Annotated in this window: 19 protein-coding genes; 4 read left to right on the top strand and 15 right to left on the bottom strand. The window is 53.1% G+C overall.

Going from position 1 to position 20,855, the window contains the following annotated elements:
• Positions 1-19: 19 nt before the first annotated feature.
• A complete protein-coding gene (locus EXW96_RS22380; RefSeq protein WP_174351448.1) occupies positions 20-493 on the top strand; it encodes a hypothetical protein in 474 nt (157 codons plus the stop codon).
• 99 nt (positions 494-592) lie between these two features.
• On the opposite strand, the gene EXW96_RS22375 is transcribed toward EXW96_RS22380, so the two are convergent.
• The 8 genes from EXW96_RS22375 to EXW96_RS22345 form a co-directional block, all read right to left on the bottom strand.
• Positions 593-2,074 (bottom strand): DUF3658 domain-containing protein, encoded by a 1,482-nt coding sequence (locus tag EXW96_RS22375; protein WP_174351447.1) that lies wholly within the window; start codon positions 2,072-2,074, stop codon positions 593-595.
• 196 nt (positions 2,075-2,270) lie between these two features.
• Positions 2,271-2,999 (bottom strand): alpha/beta fold hydrolase, encoded by a 729-nt coding sequence (locus tag EXW96_RS22370; protein WP_174351446.1) that lies wholly within the window; start codon positions 2,997-2,999, stop codon positions 2,271-2,273.
• Positions 3,000-3,140 (bottom strand): hypothetical protein, encoded by a 141-nt coding sequence (locus tag EXW96_RS22365; protein ID WP_174351445.1) that lies wholly within the window; start codon positions 3,138-3,140, stop codon positions 3,000-3,002.
• Positions 3,141-3,226: 86 nt separating this feature from the next.
• Complete coding sequence (locus EXW96_RS22360; RefSeq protein ID WP_174351444.1) at positions 3,227-3,886, bottom strand: hypothetical protein; 660 nt, start codon at positions 3,884-3,886, stop codon at positions 3,227-3,229.
• A 255-nt stretch (positions 3,887-4,141) separates the two neighbouring features.
• Entirely contained in the window at positions 4,142-5,506 is a 1,365-nt protein-coding gene (locus tag EXW96_RS22355) for an ISNCY family transposase (RefSeq protein WP_074730239.1), read from the bottom strand.
• Between the two features lie 173 nt (positions 5,507-5,679).
• Positions 5,680-5,916 carry a hypothetical protein gene (locus EXW96_RS27845; protein ID WP_254611509.1) on the bottom strand — a complete coding sequence of 79 codons (237 nt, stop codon included), beginning with the start codon at positions 5,914-5,916 and terminating at the stop codon, positions 5,680-5,682.
• On the bottom strand, positions 5,903-6,310 hold the full coding sequence (locus EXW96_RS27840; protein ID WP_254611508.1) for a stalk domain-containing protein: 408 nt from the start codon (positions 6,308-6,310) through the stop codon (positions 5,903-5,905). Before EXW96_RS27840 ends, EXW96_RS27845 begins: the two co-directional genes overlap by 14 nt.
• 178 nt (positions 6,311-6,488) lie before the next feature.
• A complete protein-coding gene (locus tag EXW96_RS22345) occupies positions 6,489-6,812 on the bottom strand; it encodes a DUF2325 domain-containing protein (RefSeq protein ID WP_054820151.1) in 324 nt (107 codons plus the stop codon).
• Between the two features lie 324 nt (positions 6,813-7,136).
• Here EXW96_RS22345 and EXW96_RS22340 point away from each other — a divergent pair, with 324 nt between their 5' ends.
• On the top strand, positions 7,137-8,003 hold the full coding sequence (locus tag EXW96_RS22340; protein WP_174351443.1) for a transposase: 867 nt from the start codon (positions 7,137-7,139) through the stop codon (positions 8,001-8,003).
• Positions 8,004-8,531: 528 nt separating this feature from the next.
• On the opposite strand, the gene EXW96_RS22335 is transcribed toward EXW96_RS22340, so the two are convergent.
• Positions 8,532-9,872 carry a hemolysin family protein gene (locus EXW96_RS22335; protein ID WP_174351442.1) on the bottom strand — a complete coding sequence of 447 codons (1,341 nt, stop codon included), beginning with the start codon at positions 9,870-9,872 and terminating at the stop codon, positions 8,532-8,534.
• A gap of 255 nt (positions 9,873-10,127) precedes the next feature.
• On the opposite strand from EXW96_RS22335, the gene EXW96_RS22330 reads away from it, so the two are divergent.
• A complete protein-coding gene (locus EXW96_RS22330) occupies positions 10,128-10,907 on the top strand; it encodes a DUF1836 domain-containing protein (RefSeq protein WP_174351441.1) in 780 nt (259 codons plus the stop codon).
• Between the two features lie 74 nt (positions 10,908-10,981).
• Here the strand turns inward: EXW96_RS22330 and bacA are convergent, their stop codons facing one another.
• Complete coding sequence (bacA, locus tag EXW96_RS22325; RefSeq protein WP_054820149.1) at positions 10,982-11,779, bottom strand: undecaprenyl-diphosphate phosphatase; 798 nt, start codon at positions 11,777-11,779, stop codon at positions 10,982-10,984.
• 192 nt (positions 11,780-11,971) lie between these two features.
• Between bacA and EXW96_RS22320 the strand changes: the two genes are divergently transcribed.
• Entirely contained in the window at positions 11,972-12,307 is a 336-nt protein-coding gene (locus EXW96_RS22320) for a L,D-transpeptidase (protein ID WP_054820148.1), read from the top strand.
• Between the two features lie 27 nt (positions 12,308-12,334).
• Here EXW96_RS22320 and EXW96_RS22315 read toward each other — a convergent pair whose 3' ends face one another.
• The 5 genes from EXW96_RS22315 to EXW96_RS22295 all read right to left on the bottom strand — a co-directional run bounded on the left by EXW96_RS22315 (position 12,335) and on the right by EXW96_RS22295 (position 20,853).
• Positions 12,335-15,235: a VWA domain-containing protein gene (locus EXW96_RS22315; RefSeq protein WP_174351440.1), complete on the bottom strand. Its 2,901-nt coding sequence runs from the start codon at positions 15,233-15,235 to the stop codon at positions 12,335-12,337.
• A 169-nt stretch (positions 15,236-15,404) separates the two neighbouring features.
• A complete protein-coding gene (locus EXW96_RS22310; protein ID WP_174351439.1) occupies positions 15,405-17,195 on the bottom strand; it encodes a vWA domain-containing protein in 1,791 nt (596 codons plus the stop codon).
• Between the two features lie 50 nt (positions 17,196-17,245).
• Positions 17,246-18,145, bottom strand: coding sequence for a DUF58 domain-containing protein (locus EXW96_RS22305; RefSeq protein ID WP_174351438.1), 900 nt, complete (start codon positions 18,143-18,145; stop codon positions 17,246-17,248).
• Positions 18,142-19,131: an AAA family ATPase gene (locus tag EXW96_RS22300; protein WP_174351437.1), complete on the bottom strand. Its 990-nt coding sequence runs from the start codon at positions 19,129-19,131 to the stop codon at positions 18,142-18,144. Before EXW96_RS22300 ends, EXW96_RS22305 begins: the two co-directional genes overlap by 4 nt.
• A gap of 33 nt (positions 19,132-19,164) precedes the next feature.
• On the bottom strand, positions 19,165-20,853 hold the full coding sequence (locus EXW96_RS22295; RefSeq protein ID WP_174351436.1) for a hypothetical protein: 1,689 nt from the start codon (positions 20,851-20,853) through the stop codon (positions 19,165-19,167).
• Positions 20,854-20,855 lie beyond the last annotated feature (2 nt).

The following is a 20,855-nucleotide window of genomic DNA, read 5'->3' as shown; positions in this document are numbered from 1 at the left end:
TATGCGGGAGGGCGATAAGATGTTTCCCAGAGATCAATGGTTCAAGCTTGGCCTGCTTCTGTATATGCTGGTTTGGTTTATGGGGAGCTTCTGGATGGGCGGAATGATAAAAAGCGGCGCAATCGTCCACTGGCTCGGCGTCGAGCTGCGGGCGGTGGAAGAATACGTATACTACGCGCTTGCCGGAGCGATCGGGGGCACCCTGTACGCCATGAGACTGTTTCACGCGTTTTATGATCAAATATCGGATCGTTGGATTTTATGGTATTTGCTGAGGCCGATTAAATGCGCGGGAGCGGCGGTAATGACGATCGTGCTGTTCCAAAGCGGCATCATGCTGCTGCAAACCGGCACCTCGATGGAAGCGAAAATCGGCATCGCTTTTTTGGTCGGCTTCGGCTACGGCAAGCTGATGGATAAATTGAAGGTTTTGACGGAAACCCTGTTCAACGGAAACAATGAGAAGACCTCCGGAGATCAACCGCCGAAATAATCGGGCCGCGCGATAGCCGGCTGATTCACATACGGGTATCCGTCTTCCGTTTGGAATAAGCCTTCCGGTACATCCGGCCGGAAGGCTTGCAGCATGCCGTTACGTGGCCAGCTTTACGCTGTAATACCTCATCGCTTGCAAAGAGCCGGTATACTCCAGCTGCCCCTGGTCCAACAGCTTCCGCAGGCGGTATTCGATGTACGTGTCGGATACGGGCTGATCCAAGACGCCGATGATTTCACCGACCAGACGGGCCGCTTTCAGCTCGCTGTCTCTGTTCGAAAGGAGCCGGTGCGCAGTTTCCAAGATCAGCGCATCAAAGTAACCCTCGTCCACAGTACGTACCGATCCATTCTCCACGATGCGAAGCAGCCCTCCGTCGGCGACAAGCCAGTTCCAATCCTCGATCAGATCCGCTCTATCCCGGCCGGATAAAGAGACGGCGTTGTCCGCCAGCCCGGCCAGCTGACCCGGTGAAGCCTGAGCTGCGCTGCGATAATCCCTGTCGGGGTAGAGCCGATGCAGCTCGGAAGTGACATCGATGACGGATACGGGGATATCCTCAGGCAAAGCGGCCAGCGCATAGCGAAGCCCTATTTGCTCGGTCGCCGAGTTTCCCGCCCACAAAACGACGGAGCCTTTGATCTGGCGCGGCCATCCCTGCCACAACATGAAATGTTTGAGCAGTGCCGGGATCATATCAGCTCGATCTTCTTCATTCAGAAACTGCTTCCACCATGCCAAACGTGACGGTCCTCCAACGCCTTCCAGAGGTCCATGCATCAAATCATCATCCAGGCTGATGACCGACTCCTGCGGGCGGCTGCGGAGCGCCAGCTTCACCGTCCCGCGTGCTGACGGTCCGAAAACCACATGTGTCCTATATCCGCTCCAATCCCCAGCTTGTACGGACGGCGAAAACCGGGAAGATACATCGTCTCCCAGGTACCATTCCTGATCGAATCGCTCCAAAAACAGATTCATGAAGCTGTGCCTTTCTTCCGCCAACGCGCGTGCGGCCTCTGTGTTCATCAACGATTTCAGCTTCAGCAGCTTTTCATGAAAATGGTTGATTGCGGTTCCTGGTTCGTTCCTGTACTGCTCTTTGGTCATATGCTCCCGCGGAGGAAGCTCCGGGTGATGCAAGGCATGACCTTTCCATCCGGCGTAGGCGAACGTCCTCGCAATCCCGATCGCGCCGATGGCATCGAGCCGGTCGGCATCCTGAACAATGCGTCCTTCCAGCGTGGACATCGGCTGACCACGGCCTCCCCTGAAGGACATCGTGGAGATAATTTCCATCACATGTTGACGATGACGGACATCCACCCCGGCTTCTTCCAGCCACTGCTCAACCTTGCTAAGCCCCGCTTCCTTGTCCGGATTCAGCTTCTCATCAGCAATATCATGCAGCAGTGCTGACAGCTCACAGATAAAGACATCCGCCTGTTCCAAAGCGGCAAGCCGCTTGGCCGTTCCAGCTACCCTTACGATATGCCACCAGTCGTGGCCGCTGCTGTCGCGCTCCAATTCTTTTTTTACATAACTTCTTGCCTCTTCGATTATGCGATGTCGGTTCATAACCGTCTTGTTAACCTCCTCGCCTTCGCAGCTTCCTTGACAAGGGCTTGTACAAAGTATTGTAGCTTATGAAGTCGATTTTGGTAAGAGGACTCAGGAAAAAACGGACGAAAAGCTAAAAAGACCATTCGGCAGTCTCCGAACGGTCCGATGGCCATTTATTCCACAGGAAGAGTCACATAGCGCGCTCGTTTGGCTAAATATGTGTTTCCTCCGGTTCAGTTACCGTCATCATCTCTTCTGCCAAGTGCGGCAGTCCCCCGTCCGGGAAGAGAGCACGGCTTTGGCTGGCTTCTTCCTGCTGGCGCGCAACCCATGTACGAATGATGTCATTCATGCGCTGCGCTTCTTTCGTCGGGAGCTGATGCCTGGCATTTTCCAGCATATAAAGCGAGCTCACCGGCAATTGCCTATGGAGAATGCGGACATAACGCTTGAATCTCTTGTCCTTTTGCCCGAATAAGAGCAGGATGGGTGCGCGGACCTCTTTCAGGCGTTTCGTGCAATTGTATTTCGCACTGAAGCGGTAATATTGATACATGTTCCGGATATCCCCTTGCATGGAGGATCCGTACAGCTGTTTATACGTTTGCAGGCTGTCGGCATTGCCGGCTGAAATGGCGGCCGCAAGCAAACGTTTAGCTCTTGCCGCCGTAAGAGCGGAGGCCAGCCAAATTTGCATTTTGAGAACAGGGGTGCTAACCTCTGACATAGTACTGACAAGAATGGCTCCAAGGAAGCGATCAGGGTAGTTCAGCATCGCCTCCAGCGCTATCGAACCGCCGGTGGAGTATCCGCAAAGGTGCGCTTTTGGAATCCCCAATTCATCCATCAGCTGCCGTATATCCTCGGCTATAAGCGAGTATGTAACGGACTGCCTGGAATAAGGGCTTTTGCCGTGGCCGCGGATGTCGAAAGTGATCACCTAAAATTGATCCGCAAGCTGATGTTGTTGATAAGCAAACGTGAGTCCCGTCATCAAGGGCGGATGCAAGAACAGAATAGGCACACCCTGTCCTTTGACCTGGTAGTACAGCCTGGTTCCGTTGATGTCGGCATAAGGCATGTGGGCCAACCCCTTTTGGTATTGTCCTGAGATAAATCGCATTTATCCTTTCCAGGGCTTGGGGAAGTTATACACATTCAGCAAATTCATTCACTATGCCAGAGCGGTACCGTCTCGTTCTGCCCGGTGGTAAGGTCAATATGCAACGGCAGCCGTATATCTTCAAGCGGGTACGTATGGTCTCCCCACTGAACCAAGACTTGCTTCAGCACAATCTCCTCAATTCTGGATACGAGAACCTGATCCTCTTCAATAAAGGGGGCCACCGCCAGCCTTTGATGGAACTTCCCTTGATGCTGCGCTCCTTCCCATGATGGCCAGTTCAAAGGGTAAGACGCATTGCCAGCGGTATCGGTATCCTCCGTGCTGTCGGGTAAAAACGCCCGAAACGACAAAACAGGCGCTTCACGGTCCTTCAAATGTTTGGCGAAGCTTCCTTTAGTCCGCTCAAAGCTGTAGAAAAAATAAACGTGTTCTTTGTTGTACCAAACCTCGTAAATGGATAAAATCAGGTCCGTTTCAGGTACAGGCATCTCAATCTGATAGCTTCTGGTCAAACCCAGTTCCTCTGCCCTTTTAAGCCCGGGCGTTTTTTCATACTGATAAGCCTTGACCCGATCCCAGCTGACCGCATGCATGATTCGGGTACTGTCCTTCCTGAACCCTACTCCAATGACTATAAGAAACAAAGTTAGCGTTACAACGACGGCAATAAAAAGAGGTTTGGGAAAAAATATGGAGTTCAACTCATCACCTACATTTCTAAAAAAAGAAAATAATACCTTTTTATACGAAAAAAGCGCTTACAAGTTGCGGTTTGAACTTAATATACACAGAATATCCAAATTTTCGATATCCGGAATTCATAAAACAATGGCCGGCTCCTTGAAGGGATACCGGCTGTTTATTTAGTTGCTCCTGAAAAAGTCGATTTTCAAAAATAGTTTCGGGTTGCTGGCTGGGTTGTGAGGGGGAACTTTCCCTAATGATCGGTTTCCATGTTAGTTTTGGAGCATTTTTGCCGCTCTTTGCAGGTTGTGGGTCAGAATCCCGAAGCCGACCCAGCATTTTGAGCCGACAAAGCCCCGATACCTGCTGCGGTTCAAACCGTACTTCCGCTTGAGAAGACTAATCTTCGCTTCTCCAGCTGCACGGTAACGCTGCAAGTCTTTGAACCATAATTCGTTTTCGTACTCGGATCGGGCAATGCCTTTTTTGCCCTTTCGCGGCAAGCTAGCTCGCTTCACACCAAGTTCGGTAATGGCCGTTTCGTTCTTCTTGCTTGAGAAACCGCGGTCGGTCGCTACAGCTTGCGGCGCTTTGCCGAATTGCTTGATATGCGCCTGTACAGCGGGAACGAGCAGTTCATCATCCGAGGGGTTCCCCTCGTAGACAGCGTAGCCGGTCACAAAGCCGCTTTCCGTCTCGTCGATTCGCACCTTGTAGCCGAACTCAGTTCCTTTGGCCAGCTTACCTTTCTTAATCGGTCTTGCTTCCGGGTCAAAGAAACTGACGATCCGATCTGCGATGATTCGATTGCCGGAAACGACCTGTTTGGCTTGTTCCAACAACTTGCCGGTTAGCGTGACCGCCTCGGTCAGTTTGGTTTTACTTTGTCGAAGAGCAGCTTTGCCCTTGTCTTGCAGTTTCTCGATAACGGTTTGCGCCTTGTTCACAACGTTCTCGGCTACTTCGATTACGCTCCCAGTGATCCGGTCAACTTCTTCCCAAGATTCACGGGTGCGGCGACGTAGAACTTTCGCGATGGACAGAATCTTTTCCTTGATTTCTGCCGTACGATCTTCAAAGCCTTGAACAGTGTGGGAGGCGACTTTCCGGATTTTCTGAATCGTTCGAGTGATGACTTTTACGCCATCTTGCAACAGCGTAGCGTCTGTCGGGTGATGGATATCGGATTCCACAACCGTCGTATCCGTGCGCAATTTGCGGGTTTTCAGAACGGCTTTTTCCTCACACTGCTTTACGAGTGCGGCATTGATGTCTTCGACGATCTTGTCGCCGTAGCGTTTGCGGGCATAGATGAGCGTAGACGGGTCGGGCATCGGTTCGTCGATGGCAAACCGGCAGAACATTCGCCATGTGATGCTGTCACCGACTTCCTTCACGAGTGACTCGTAGCCCAAATTGTATTTATGCTTCAGGACCATAAGACGGATGTACTTTTCAATTGCAAGCGTAGGACGGCCGCTTTTCTTGCCTTTCGGGTGCAACTCAGTAAACGGTTGAAGAAAACGGTCGTCGTCCAGTAATTGATCTATGATTGCAAGCTCGACCGGCAACTTTCTAACAGATTCCGGGAGAATGGCATCCCAGATGGTCAATTGCTCGTCTCGAAGTTTCAACATTTTCTTCACCTCTTGGAAGGATTCCCGAGGGCTTCTGTTGAACTCCTATAGCAAAGGAATTCTTCCCTCGGGGTGTGGAACTTTGTTATCTCGACAATAACAATTTCCATTTTGAGGTGCTGAATTCCTTTTAATTATGCTCAAAACACCCTGACTTTTTCAGGGGAAACTATTTAGTCTGCCGCTGAGCCTCCAATAGAGCCGTCAGGATAAACGATATAGCTTGACACGCTGCCGGTTCCGTTGCCGGATACAGCAATGCTCCACAGTTCATACCGGTCGACTTGACCGCTGGAATTCCAATTGATAAACAGCTGTGCTTCGAGGTCCCCCCGGCGTATTCCCTCTACATCGGCGTTCAATCCTCCGTACAGGTAGTCCGCTTGAGCTCCAAAATCATAACGCCACACTCTGCTTCGAGCTTTCGATCAAAGTCATAAAAGACGGATCGCCAAGCACCGCTTTTACTTCTTTTTGATCCATTCCGCGTTCCAGGCGATACTTGACCGCCCAGATTTTATGCTGTGCTTCATCCGCGTCCTTCGGCTCCGAAACAACAGAAACCATACCTGCTTTCGCATCATAGACAGCCCCTGCGCCGAGATTTTCAGCTACGAACCTAAGCGGCACATACGTATGTCCTTCATAGTTCAATGCAGAGAAACGGGAGCCTAATTCCTTGCTCGCGCCGTTAAATTGAAATTTGACAGGAAACAGCAGCGCCTGAATTTCACTGGATGCGTTAATGGTAGCAGAAGTAGCCAGAGCGGCCCCGCAAACCAGTCCCATGATAAATTTCTTCATAAAAAAACCTCCTCGGGTGCTATCCTCCTCATCCTCTTCCTCTATCATACTAGGTTTAGAGCCCGAGAATCATAGAAAGTTTTATCACCAAAGGCAAAAAAAGACTCCCCAGACGGGAAAGTCTCCGTTTCTCTTCCTATCCTCCGCCGCTTTCACCAGCGGAGTATATTCCGGATGTTTACGAAAGCACGTCCTTCCTGTCATTCAACCATTCGCAGGTATCCGCACATGCACACAATGCTTTTTTGACCGAACACCACGACCGCTTGGCATAATAGATCGGCACTTCCTGCTCTTTAGCCTGCTGTTTAATCGCTTTTGTCAAATTATGATTGACGTAATCGGTGAGCACCAGCACTGCATCAACCTTGTCCGGTATGCCCTTTCGTACCATTTGACACTTGCGACCCGACATATGCATGACTTCATCAAACCCAAGACCGGCCAAATGCTCGGGCATATTGCCCAAATGATCGGCTCCTACGACCAAAATCGATGCCATGTTAACGTTCTCCTTTACCAAATAGTTTTAGGGGATGAACTTAGCTGTTCTATGTATACCAAAGTTGTTTTATGATAATGATTCTCAATATCATCTATGTTATTAATGATAATTGTTCTCAGTCTTATTGTCAACTTTTTTGGGAAATATGTGGTCCCTTTTGAACGCTTATAGCCACTATCCCCAAAGCTCAGTATGGTATTCAAATGACATTTCGGATCGAAACGGCAAAATTCACACTTGAAATCAGAACATATGTTTGGTAATATTATATTACGAACATACGTTTCTGTTAAGGGTGGGTTTCGTTTGGAGTATAGGGCCATGACTTGGGAAGAATTTTGTCAATATTTCAATACGGAGGAGGCTTGCGCCGATGCCTTGTATCAATTCAAGTGGCCCAACGGGTTCTCCTGCGCCCGCTGTGGACATCACCTTGCCTCTACAATCGTCACCCGCAGGCTGCCGCTCTATGAGTGCCTCCATTGTCACTACCAATCATCTCTTACCTCGGGAACGATTATGGAAGGAAGCCGCACTCATCTGCGCAAATGGTTTATGGCCTTCTTTCTTATCTCACAGACCGAGTCCGGCACGAATGCCGTCGAGCTAAGCCGTGTGATCGGTGTTACTTACAAAACAGCCTGGTTAATCCTAAGAAAGATCCGTCATGTCATCAGTGAGGCCGATGGCCGCTCCCTTCTATCAGGCATCGTTCGGGTTAACGGATCCGTTTACGGACGACCTCACAATCCCAGCTGGTATCACCATCCACAAGAACATCCGCTGCTGATCGGCGCATCGATGGACGAGCAAGGAGAGCCTATCTGCATCAAAATGAAGCTTGTCTCCGAGGAATACAGAAGGGAGCGGCTGATCCTTCGTTCCGCTGAACAGAATTTTATTGAACAGCATATAGAACCTCGGACAAAAGATGTCCAAACCGTCACAAGCCGCTGGAGTCACAAACGCTTCCAACGGCTGCTGCGCGTCTCCGCCGCGGCTAGCAAATGGATCAACTCCACCTTTCATGGACTTGGCTCCAAACATCTTCAAGCTTATCTGGACGAATTTTGTTATCGTCTGAATCTCTCCCTTCAAAGAACGCCGATATTCCACCACCTGACGCACCTATGCGCCAAATCAGAGAAAGTTACCTATTCGATGTTAAAGGGTACCGTAACCAGATGAACTTTATCCTTTACGTCTGCCGCACTTTTCACAAAGGCTCGTACTGGAACCAACCCATTAACCCCATAGCTATATTATTTCTCATTCGGTGAATCCGGATTCTTCGTGTGCAATGACAGACATGAAATCAAATTTGGCTGAAGCTATGCTGCTGCCGGCACCTTGCACATAATATTTGGCTGAAGCTATGCTGCTGCCGCATCTTGTACATCTTATATGCTGATCATCCTTCCAACTCAGGGTTGATACGTCGTATCTTTGGTGTTGAAAACTCTTGATTCGAGAGCAGCACGTCTGCAGTTCCCTCCTATTCACACCCCGTACGTCTATTAGGTCGATAATCCATCCATTTCGATTCGGCAATTGGGCTGGCGGAAATATCATCTGAGCCGAGGGGATAGTGGCCATAAGGAGTTATTAAACATACGGAACAAGAGAACCGTCCGACAAAGCAAAGCAAAGCACCGCACCTATGGAATAAAAAAGCTTTGGACAAGGTTGGATTTCTCCTCTCGCCCAAAGCTTTCTTTACATGTTTACCGGTTCTTCACGGCCTTCGTTGGGATCTGCCTCCGCATCCTGCGGCCCGTGCTTCACAACCTCCAATTTACGAATCCGGTGCTCTTCTTTTTCACGAATGATAAAGGTCAGATTCTCGTATTTCCACTCCCGGCCTTTTTCCAAATCCGGATTTTGCCGGTATAACCAACCGCCGATCGTATCCAGTTCTTCGCTGGTAATATCCGTATTCAGTAGATCGTTCAGGTGAGTCAATGTCACCTTGCCGTCTACGATCAGGTGGCCTTCGCCAAGCTTCTCCACTTCCAACTGCTCTTCTGCATCGAACTCGTCCCGGATCTCCCCGACGATTTCCTCCAATACGTCTTCGATGGTGACCATGCCGGATGTGCCGCCGAATTCGTCTACCAGGATGGCGATATGCGCGCGCTCCTGCTGCATCTTTTTCAAAAGTGTTTTGACCGGCATCACTTCCGAGACCGTCATCACCGGATGAATCAGTTCGGATAGCTCGATTCCAGGTTCGTCATCTCGACGCAGAAAATATTCTTTTGTGTTGATCATCCCGACCACGTGGTCCTTGCTTTCTTTGACTACCGGAAAACGGGTGTATTTTTCTTCTTTAATGATGCGGAGGTTCTCTTCCGGCGTGTTGTTTAGATACAGACATACCATATCCGTCCGGGGAACCATAATTTCTTTGGCCAGCAGCTCATCAAAAGCAAAGATCCGGTTCACATAACCGTACTCGGTCATATTGATATTGCCGCTCGTGTAGCTTTCGGCCAAAATGATGCGCAGTTCTTCTTCCGTATGTGCTTCCTCATGCTCTTTAGCGGGCCGCATACCAAAAAGTCTTACCAATGCGTTCGCCGAGCCATTTAAAACCCAGATAAACGGATACATTACTTTATAAAAGAAAATAATCGGTTTTGCCGTGATGATGCTAATCCATTCGGCCTTCTGAATGGCTACCGATTTCGGGGCTAGCTCACCGAGCACCACATGAAGATAAGTGATGGATATGAAGGCAATTCCGAAAGAAAGAATAGTGACAAGCTCACCCGGCAGCTGGAACCGCTCAAACACCGGATGGAGTATTTCCTCCACTGTCGGCTCTCCTAACCAGCCCAGTCCTAAAGCTGTAATGGTAATCCCCAGCTGACAGGCGGACAAATAGCCGTCCAGATTGCTGGTGACCTGTTTCACAGCAAGCGCATTTTTGCGGCCCTCCATCACCATCTGATCTACCCGGCTGGGCCGGAGTTTAACGATGGCGAATTCCGTAGCTACAAAAAATGCCGTAGCCACAATGAGCACTGCGACCATAAACAAATTTAAGGCGTACATCTGATTCTCCTTATTTATTAGGATTTTGTGATTTATGAACACCAACATATAAAGTTCTTATGAACTTATCATAGACCTTTTCGTAAGAAAACTGCAAAGTCCGTATTTGATCATTTTTGCTTAAATTAAAGCAATTTATGCTTAATTGACACCTGTGCATGTGGTATTCTTTTCTTCTTGGGGGCTTTGACTTTTTTACGAAATAATCATATGATGAGTTCATATGAACTTCAAAATCGAGAAGGAAGAAATCCGATGGAACTGTTCTATTTGACGAGAAAACAAATGGCCGCTCTCTTAATGTCATTGCAAGGAATAAGCTGCAAGACGCCTCTGGCCGTCCTGCAGGAAGCATGGGTCAAATCGCATAGGGCCGAAATTCAAGGCGGCAAATCGTTCGGCGCCTTTATTTCCACGTCACTCCCCCCGATTTTTGAAAAAATCATCAAAACAAAAGTTCAAAATGACGGATTTTCTCTGACGGAAATCGTTTCGCTGGGCAATCAGATCGAATATACTCATTTTTCTATCACCACGGTACAAAATTGGGTGAAACGGGATTTTAAAGATTTAATCGGTTCTCCGCAGGTAGGAAAAAAGTATTCGATCAAGCAAACCGCCGTTCTGTTCATTATTGATGATTTGAAAGCGACTCTGGATTTCGAATCCATCCGCAAGCTGTTGACGCTGCTGTTTCAAAGCCCGGATGAAGACTCCGACGATTTGATCAGCCCGCTCCAATTATATGCTTTGTATTCCTCAATCTTTGAGGAAATGGATCAGAACAACGATCAGGTATTGGATCTCTCCGGACATGACATCGGCAGACGCAACCACGATCATATGCTGGAACAGCTTATTAAGCAAAGGGCGGACGATTTCACGGACTCGCTTGATGGGCTAAGCGAAGAACAAAAGGAAGCCGTGAGCAATACGATCTTTATTGCCATGGTTTCCGTACAAACCACCTATTTTCAATCGCTGGCCAGGCGCTTCTTGAACGCTACCTTATTCCTGCAGAATCTGCAATCGTAAGTTAAAAGAAAAGCCGCAAGCTTTCCGGCCCCGCTCATCCACGGCCCCAAAAGCTTACGGCTTGTTTGTTTTTTCTACATAAACAAGACATAAATGAAAATAGCGGCTAACACAAAACGATAATAAGCAAACCACGACAGCTTAAGGCGTTTGATCAGATTCAGAAAGGTTACTACCGCAATCATAGCGACGACGAATGCGGATACCAAACCTGTAATAAACAATCCCATGTCTTCCACAGATAAGTACTCACGGCTCTTGTATAAGTCAAGAATCGTCGCCGCGAACATGATCGGCACAGAAACGATAAAGGTAAATTCCGCCGCGGCTTTCTGGCTCGTACCCAGCAGCATCCCTCCGGATATGGTCGAGCCTGACCTTGAGAATCCGGGCCACAAGGCAAGGCATTGAAATACTCCGATACCGAACGCTTGTTTATACGAAATGTCGTCCATGGTTTCGGCCGTTACCTTTCTCCTGGATTTTTCAGCCACAATCATCAGAATGCCTCCGGCCACCAAACCGACCAATACCGTTTCCGGTCCGAACAAGTATGTCTTGATCAAGCTATGCAAAGCAAGACCAATCACAACCGCCGGAGCCATCGCAAGGGCAACATGAACAATATTGGCACGGCGTTCCTGCATGTAGCCCGGCTTGAAGTGCAGCATACCCAAAAAACGGCGCCAGTATAATACAAACACGGCCAATACCGCTCCAAGCTGTATGACGATTTCAAACGTTTTGGCCTTCTCACCCTCAAATCCTAGCAAATGTGCCGTAAGAATCATATGTCCGGTAGACGATACAGGCAAAAATTCCGTCAGGCCCTCCACAATTCCCATAATGATGGCGATCAGTATGTCACTCAATGCTCTCCCTCTCTCCTGTCTCTAGTTACCTCCATACACATTATAGTTGATGTTTATGGAAAGTTAAAAGCAAAATAAGGAATTTACATGTAAAAAGGCAGTATGCTTTCAGGTGTTTGACCAATGCATCAGAAGGCCGATACGCATAAGGTAATACAGTTTCCATCCGCTTGATAAAGGAGAAATTTGATTATGGCCTACCGGATCATCGTCGACCTGTCTGACCGTCGGCTGCACCTGTTGGAAGACAATACCGTCATTCATTCCTATCCTATCGCAATCGGGAAAATGCTGACGCAAACTCCTGTCGGAGAATATACGATCGTAAACAAAGCCCCAAACCCGGGCGGTCCGTTTGGCGCGTTCTGGATGGGCTTATCAAGGCCCCATTACGGCATTCACGGCACCGACAATCCTGCGTCCATCGGCCAATCCGTCTCAAAAGGATGCATCCGCATGCATAATGCCGACGTTCTCGCTTTATCCAGGCTCGTTCCAATCGGGACGCGCGTCACCATAAGAGAATAACCGGTCTCTGCCGCTCCCTTAGGGGTTTTACCTTCGGCGGCGGTTCTTGGCCGCGAGCAGCCGGTTCATGGTTTCCGCGCTTTTGTCCGTCGCCTCTGAAACGGCGGGTTTAGAAACGGTCGTCCCTGGTTTGGACCGTTGTTCGGTCGAGGTCTGCTGCGGCACTTCAGCAGGCGCAGCCTCAGTTCCACGCTCCAGCAGCGAGGAACTGTCCCTGGACCTGTCGGCAGCATCCTGAATCGCGTCTGCCCCACGATAGAATGCGCCGACCTTGCGCTTGCGTTCCCGCAGCCGCTCCATCGCGGCTTCCGCATCAGGCGCCTTCGGCGCTGCGGTTCCGCGTCCGCGGCGCAGCAGCGCACCCGGCAGTGCGGCCAGACGCCCCCAAGGCAGCGACAGACGGCGTACGGCGATGTCGAGCACCCACAGGAGCACGGCCAAAGTCAGCAGCCAACGCGTCAGATCGTGCAGCTGCTTCTTCGCCGTGACATCCCCCTGGAACACTTCCTCGGGGCGTTCCATGCTGAGCATTCTGCCGCCGGTCATGTCGGCCAGCTGTTTCAGTTTGGCCGTCGGATCACCGGAGCCGATACGGTATTCCGGTGAGTAAGACAGCACGAAGCCTGTAGTAAAGCTGCCTAAAGTGCGGTCCGGATCGCTCTCGTCCAATAAGTCAATCCTCGTCAGAAAGACGCCCGGCTTGGAGATATCCATGCCGGCCTCATATTCTCCCGGGGCGGTCGGCGTTACCTGCAGCGTTTTCGTTTGCAGCGCTTCATCGGTTACCGAGGCGCGAAGCCCGCCTTTGAATTCGGCATCCTGGCTTTTGATGCCAAGCTTCATTTCATTACCGTTCAGCCTTGTCGTCAGCTCCAGCGGCATATCCTGAAATTGGGGAAAGGTCCATTTTACGATTTGAGTGAACGTCTGTGCAAACGCATCCCACGCCACCCAGTCGCGTGACCATTTGCCGGTGACATCGCTTGTCCAGGCGACCGTACGGCCTGAGCCATACTGCCAGCGGGCAAGCAGCGGATCGGGCTCCGGACTGGTCAGCGCCACTTCTGCCGTCTGCTTAGCCGTTGTGGCTACGTAGGCGTTAATTTGCGGCACGCCCCGCCCGAATAAAGTCCCCCAATCCCCCGGCTGGCCTACCGCCGGCACAAAAGGCTGATCCACGATGTACGTCCGCGCCATGATCACCGCCTCCCGGCTGAAAATCGCGGGTATCGTGCTCTGATCGTTCGTGAAATAAAACCGTCCCTTGGCCTGCTTGGCAAGCGCCTCAAGCAGCGCCACATCCGCCCCGTCTCCTACGGCTACAGAGGATAGCGTCATGTTGTTTTGGACCATGTTTGCCGTAAGCTGGTCGTAGCTTTGATTCGTAGACGACTGACCGTCCGTCAGCAAAATGATATGCTTGCGCTGGGCGTCAACCTTAAGCAGCTGCTGATAGGCATCCTGCACGGCCGTATAAATTTCTGTGCCGCCTGCCGGCTGAATCGATTGAATCTGACTCAGCACTTTCTTCTTATCCGTCAGCTTCTGGGGCTCTACTACCCACCAAGGTGTGGAATCAAAGGCGACCACACCCACGCTGTCCTTCTCGCGCATCAGCTCGACCGTTCGCATGGCCGCTTCCTTGGCAAGCTCCAGTTTATCGCCATCCATACTGCCCGACCGGTCAATGACAAGAATGAGTCCCAGCGAAGGAATTTCCCGTTTTCCCTCCAGCTCCATCGATACGGGAAGGGCTCGCTCAATCGGCGTTTTGAAGTAGCCGCCCATACCGTAGCTGTCCTCGCCGCCGATCATCACCAGACCAATCCCGTGATCTTTGACCGCCTTCTCGATCATTTCCATCTGCATGCCGGACATCCGAGTAGCGGACACATTATTCAAAATCATGCTGTCATACCCGGTATAATCGGCTATCTCCAGCGGAAGCATCTCGGGCGCAATCGTTTCATAACCGATCAGGCCGGAAGCCATAACCGATTCCAGGTTGCCGGAGGAACCAGGCGTTCCTTCTACGATCAGCACCTTGGGAGGTCCGCTCACCCGGCTGAACGCGTAGCCGGCATTGTTCACCGCCTGCTCGTCACCCTCGAAATAAATCTCGGCCCGATACCGGTGAAAGCCCGGTTCTTTGGCCAAGCCCTGCAGAGCAAATCGGTTGTCGCCGCGTTCAACGGACACCGTCTGCCGTGTCAGCTCCCGGTTGTCTTCGTATACCCGGAGCTCTCCCGTTGCAGCAAAGGTACTGGAGAGCTGTATTTCCAAAGCATATTTTTCCGCCTGGTACAGGTTCTCCGGCAGCTTCACGTTTTCGATCGCGACATCCTTGCGTGCAGGTGCCGGAATGGGCAGCACATCGACGGCCACGCCTTTATTCTTCAACAGCTGCCCTTGGCGCAGCAGATCGCCGACATTCTCCTGTCCGTCCGTAATCAACACGATCCGCGGAGCAGCATCTTCCGGCATCAAGCCTGCCGCCAACTGCATCCCCTGCGCCATGTTTGAAAACTGCCGGTTCACTTCGCCGGAGAAGGAAAACTGCCGCAAAGCCTGCAAAGAAAGGCTGCGTTCGACCACGGCATTGCCGCCGGCAGAGATGACGCCAATAAGATCCTGATCTTTTCTGGCCTCTGCGGACGTCTTCAACCACTGCTCATAGGACTGGCTTCCCGCAGGCATGCTGTCTGAACGGTCCACGATGTAAAATACGGCTTGCCGCTCCAATGTAACAAACCACTGCATGCCTGCCAGCGCTGTAAGCAGCAGCAAAAGGATGAGTGTACGCAGCCCGACCGCCAGCCGTTTTCGGTTGTCTTCCATGCGCAGCTTGGATCGCCAGGCCCAAACGGCAAAGCCCGCCAACGGAATGAGCAGCAGCAAAAACCAGGGCTCACGAAATTGAATTCCCACGATGGTACACCCCCCATTCCGCCAAAACGATCAACATAACCAAGCCGATAATCCATGGGAGCAGCGGATATGGCGACTCTCCTTCACGTTCTTCCGTCAGCGCCTGAGCTCCGCCCTGTTCGGTCGCAGGAGGGCTCGATGAAGCGCTGGTGAACGATAGTTCCCTACGTTATCCGATGGCTGACTCTCCCGGATCGGCCGATACTTCCAAAAGCGTTTTCCGCTCGCTTCCGTCTTCTCCCTTTTCTACAAATTGATAAAGCCCCGGACGATTCGGGACACTCTGACGGCTTAGCACGGCTCCATCCGCCTGTTCGGCGGGGAGATAAGACTGCCCTGCAGCTTGTAATTCACCTGCAGCCGATCCTGCGAGCTCCATCGGCACCCAGTGGGCTGAGACGGTTTGGGCAACAATCGGGATGTCCGTTTTCTCACCCGCAATGACACGCCCCAAACTGGCGCTTTGGGCACTTCCCAGCCAATCGACCGCATTCTGCACCAGGATCGGAAATTCCGGACGCAGCGGCAGATCGGACTGCTGCAAATCAAAGGTAAACAGCAGCCTCGGACGGCCGTTCTCCATACCTGCGACGATCAACGGCTGTGAGCCGGCCGATACGACCGGCTGACCCCAGGCCGCTAGATCCTTCGGATCGATGGGCAGGAGCTTGGCGATATGCGTATCCTGAAAGCGGATATATTTGGTCACGGGATGCTCGCCGATCCGGTAATCGGCCTGAGGCGGACGGACCTCCTCCCCTTGGTAGCCGCTGCGAATGGACCAGAGCGGTTTCTCGCGGAACAGCCGCTGCCAAGCCTCTCCGGCAGCGGCGCCGCTCGCAAGCCGATCCGCAACGACCAGATCGAAATCGCCTTGGGGAGGTGCAGCCATCCCTGCGGCCTGCACCTTAATGACCTCGGCCCTTGCGAGTTGCAGCGCTTTTTCCAGAAACAAATTCCCTTCGGTCAGCAGCAGCACCCTGCGGTTGCGCTCACCGGACAAAAAAGCATAGGCTTGGTTATCCGCCGCATAATCATCTTCGGCATCCACCGACAGCTTGTAATATTCCGAGCTTCGTATATTGTCAAAATGGAGCGTCCTTTGTTCGCCAGGTTCAAGCTGAATCCGTACCGTTTCCGCGGCAGAAGTGCCGGCATACAGGGTGACGTCCGTATCCAGCTTCCCGCTCCCCGTGTTTTTCAAAGCGGCGACGCCGCTGACGGCGGAGCCTCCCGCCGCGTCTGCGCCGTTCCTCACGCCGAACTGTACGATGGCGACGTTGTTCGCCGGATTGGCTCCGACAGGCTCAACCCGAACGGGTACACGGAACGTTAACCCTTCCGTGCCTTCACTCCACACTGCATCGGTCAATACCCGAATTTCCGCGTCCGTATCGTCCTGAGTCAAAGCGGCCGCCAAAGACATCGTTTCCTTGTAAGCCGTTCTCCCGTAAAAAGGCTCTATACCCGCTATAGCAGCCAGAACCGTATCCGCCGTTGTTTCTCTTGAGACCAGCACCTCCGGCTGACTGCCCATGGAGATGACCGTAACGGCGCTGCCGTTCGCTCCACCCTTGACTACATCAGCCGCCTTGCGCTTGGCGAGCTCCAGTCTTGTCAGCTTCTCCTTCGAGTGCTCCGGATCCGGAGTGAGCGCATCCATGCTGGCCGAACGGTCCAGTACGAGCACAAGATGCCCTTTCGCACCGCTTTCGGCCCATATCCATGGCTGCATCAGCGCGAGCACCAGCAACGCCGCCGTGAGAAGCTGCAAAATCAGCAGCAGCTGATTGCGCAGCCGCTGCCAAGGGCGGTTCGCTTCGAGGCTGCGCAACACCCTGTTCCACAGCAAATGGCTCGGCACCTCGGTATCGACATATTTGCGCTTAAGCAAATACATCAGAACGATAGCCGGCAGCGTCAAGCCAAACCATAAGCTGACAAGCGATTGAAATTGCATCTGGCGATCACCTCCGTTCGCGATTTGTTCTTACCCGATGCTCCGAACCTTTACAGCAGCAGGCCGTGTTCCCGCAGCGAACGCAAAACGGCATCCGCTACCGGAACATCTGTCGTCGCAAGCACGTACGTTATGCCTCTCTCATGACAAAACTGCTTCAAGCCATGCGTATACTGCCGGATTGCAGCCTGATAAGCTTCGATGACCCTGGCGGTGACGGCCACCTCTTTGCCGGTTCCGGATTCACTGTCAATCAGCCTAAGATCGCCTGTCAGCGCCGGCCGCACTTCTTCTTCCGACAGCACCTGCACCACGACGACCTCTTGCCGGGCGGCCAGCAAATAGTTTAACGCCTCTTCAATACCGGATTCATATAAAAAATCGGAAAAAATCCATGTCATCCCCGGCTGCCTGGGTATGGCTCCGGGTTTCATCACGGCATCGGCTATATCCCCTCCCGATTCCGCTTCCGCCTCCGACAAAAAACGGAACAGCCGATGTACGGAGCCCTTGCCTCTCAGCATCGGGAGCTCTCGCACAATCCGGTCGCTAAACAGGCGGGCGCTAACCCGGTCATAGCCGGACAACGCCATATAACCGATACAAGCAGCAAGCTGCCGGGCGTACATCAGCTTGTTTCCCGCAGCTTCTTCCAGCGGGAAGCCCATCGAACGAGTGACATCGATATACAAGTTCACCTGAAGCTCCTGTTCATCCATGAACTGCTTGATGAACGGCTTTCCCGTTCGGGCGTATGCACCCCAATCGAAACGGCGGATGTCATCGCCCGGCGCGTACATGCGATAGTCGGCGAACTCCAGCGAAGCGCCCAGTTGCTTCGACCGCCGTTTGCCCTGCATCGTACCGCGGGTGCGCCGCTTGGCCACAAGCGACATCTGCTCCAGCCGCAGCAACAGCTTCGGATCCAGCCCTAAATCCGACGCGCTCATTTCCGCTTCTCCACTGCGGCTAAGATATCCTCAATCACCGCATCGGTTCCCACACCCATCGCCTGACCTTCAAAGTTCAGGAAGATCCGATGGCGGAGCGCCGGCAGAGCCACCTTCTGGATGTCGTTCACCGATACGTGCAGCCTTCCGGCCGTCAGCGCCCTCACCTTGGCTGCGGAAATGATCGACTGCAGACCGCGCGGGCCCGAGCCGAACCGTACATATTTTTTCACCGAGTCCGGCACCCCCTGCTCTCCGGGATGCGTCATCATCGTCAGTTGTACAGCGTAATCCAGCACCTCTTCAGCCAGCAGGATTTCTTTGACCCCCTGCTGTATGGCCGACAAGGCCGCGGCATCCGCCGTTTTCTCCGCCGTCGCTTCATGCGAAGCCGTTGTCCGCCGGACAATCTCCTTCAGCTCGTCCCGGCTGGGGTATGATACGTTGATTTTTAACAAAAACCGGTCGAGCTGCGCCTCCGGCAGAGGATACGTTCCCTCGTTCTCCAGCGGGTTCTGCGTTGCAAGCACGAAAAACGGATTTGGCAGCCGATGCGTCTCCGCCCCGACTGTCACCGTCTTCTCCTGCATCGCTTCCAGCAACGCGCTTTGCGTCTTCGGCGTCGCCCTGTTGATCTCATCGGCCAGGACGAGATTGCCGAAAATCGGACCCGGCTGAAATTGGTAAGACGTTTCACCTTTCAAACCGAACTGGATTACGTTTGTTCCTGTGATGTCGGCCGGCATCAGGTCGGGCGTAAACTGGATGCGCGAGAAGCTCATATCGAGCGTATCGGCAATCGTTCGCACCAGCATCGTTTTGCCGAGTCCCGGTATCCCTTCAAGCAATGCGTGTCCCCCTGCAAAAATACACCACAACAGCTGCTCCACTACATTCTGCTGCCCGACGATCACCCGGCCGATCTGTTCCTTGACCGCAGTGATCGTCGCCCCCCACGCTTCGACTTGCTCTCTTGTTTCTATCATGAACGGTTCCTCCTCGTGCCGATTTGACATCCGTCAAGGGTTCGGCTGAATCTCCGTAAAATAATCCCGTACCAGATTTTGCATGTTCTGAGGCAGCGGGTGACGATCCAATGCGCTCTTGGCTTCCTTTTCGTATTCGGAAAACACTTCCTCGTACGGTCTGGACGTTCCGTCGATCATCGGGGATGTGCCGCCTTTCTGCAGCTCGCCTCCGCCACCCGTTATCGGGCCTTGGTCGGACTGTATGTTGCCCGAGCCCTCAAAAACGCGCGGCGTTGCCACCAGATTGCGGTGCCCGCTGCCGAAACCGCCCTGCAGCCCGCCCGTTCCGGCTCCTGCACCTGCTCCGGCTCCTGCACCTGCTCCGGCTCCGGCTCCTGTACCGGCTCCGGTGCCCGCACCTGCTCCCGCGCCCGCGCCAGCTCCCGGCTGCGTCCCGGCCCCCGGCTGCGTCCCGCCCGGGCTGGCGGCGCCGCCGGCAGCGGCCAGCGCATTCGCGAGGCCGCCCGGCAGCCATGCCGATGGCAATGCCGTGCCTTGGCCCGCAAGCTGCCCGGCCATCGGCAGGCCGAGCTGCGCGATGCCGGCTGCCTGCTGCGCCGAAGCCGCATGCTGCGCGGCATTTTGCTGCAGCTGCTTCAGCGCCTCGGAGAGCTGCTGCTCAAGCTGCTTCAGCTGCTCTTCCAGCTGCTTCGGGTCCACAGCAGCGCCTTCAGCGGACGCTTTCGCATTCGCCTTCAGCTCGGCAGCCGCACGCTCCATCGTCTCCCGCAGCTGCTTTTCCTTCTCCGCATCCGGATTGGACGCCGAAGCCGCCAGCTTCTCGAGCAGCTCCGCGAGCGCTTGCTTCTGTTCGGGCGTGAGCTTCAGCATCTGGCTCCGCAGCTGCTCCATACTTTTTTGAAGAGCATTCTCATCCATCTGCCGCAGGCTCTCGCCAACATCCTTCAGCATGGGCTCCTGCTTCAAACGCTCTGCCCATTGTTCAGCCTTCACCTGCTTCTTTTCGAGCTCCTTCGCTTCTCCGTCCAATTCCTTCATCGCCTTCTCCATCTCATCCAGCGCTTCCGTCGCGGTCTTGCTTTGCTCCAAGCCTTCCTCCAGCCGGTTCAGGCTGTCCTCCAACGTTTTTTTGCCTTCCGGAGTCAGCTCCTCCGGGATATCCGCCTTCAGCTCTTCAACCTTTTGCTGCTGTTCGTCTATCCATTGGGCTTCCTCCTGTCTTTGAGCTACAACATGGTCCATCGGACTGGGCAGGGCAACCGCAATAACCATCACAGCCACGCTGGCCGCCGCGATCCACAGCCTTTTCCGAAGCAGTGGACTGAGTTCCCATTTGGGCATTTGCGCCGCATACGCCTCTGCGTAACGAATCGCGCCTTCGCGCTGCATCCGTGCGATGGGCGTATCTTCACGCAAATATTCCAGCGCGGTTCGGACCGTATCGTCCCCGCCCGAGGCATCCACCGTCCAAGCGGCGGTCTCCGGCGTCACTCTGCGCAGCAGGAGCACGTAAAGGGCGCCTGCCATCATCCCTGCCGGTACAAGAGCGGCCGCGATCACCCGGTAATAGGCTACAGGCAGCATCCAGGCGGCTGCCGTCAGCAGCAGGCCCGCCGCGGCGCCGACCACCGCCCCGAGCAAGCCCGTCTCGATCGTACGCAGCCACTGCAAACGAAGCCGTACAGGCTTCAGCAGCTCCAACAAACGCCTTCCGTCCATCC

Source organism: Paenibacillus sp. JMULE4 (assembly GCF_013337105.1).
Lineage (GTDB): Bacteria > Bacillota > Bacilli > Paenibacillales > NBRC-103111 > Paenibacillus_G > Paenibacillus_G naphthalenovorans.
This window is presented reverse-complemented; position numbering and strand designations above follow the sequence as displayed.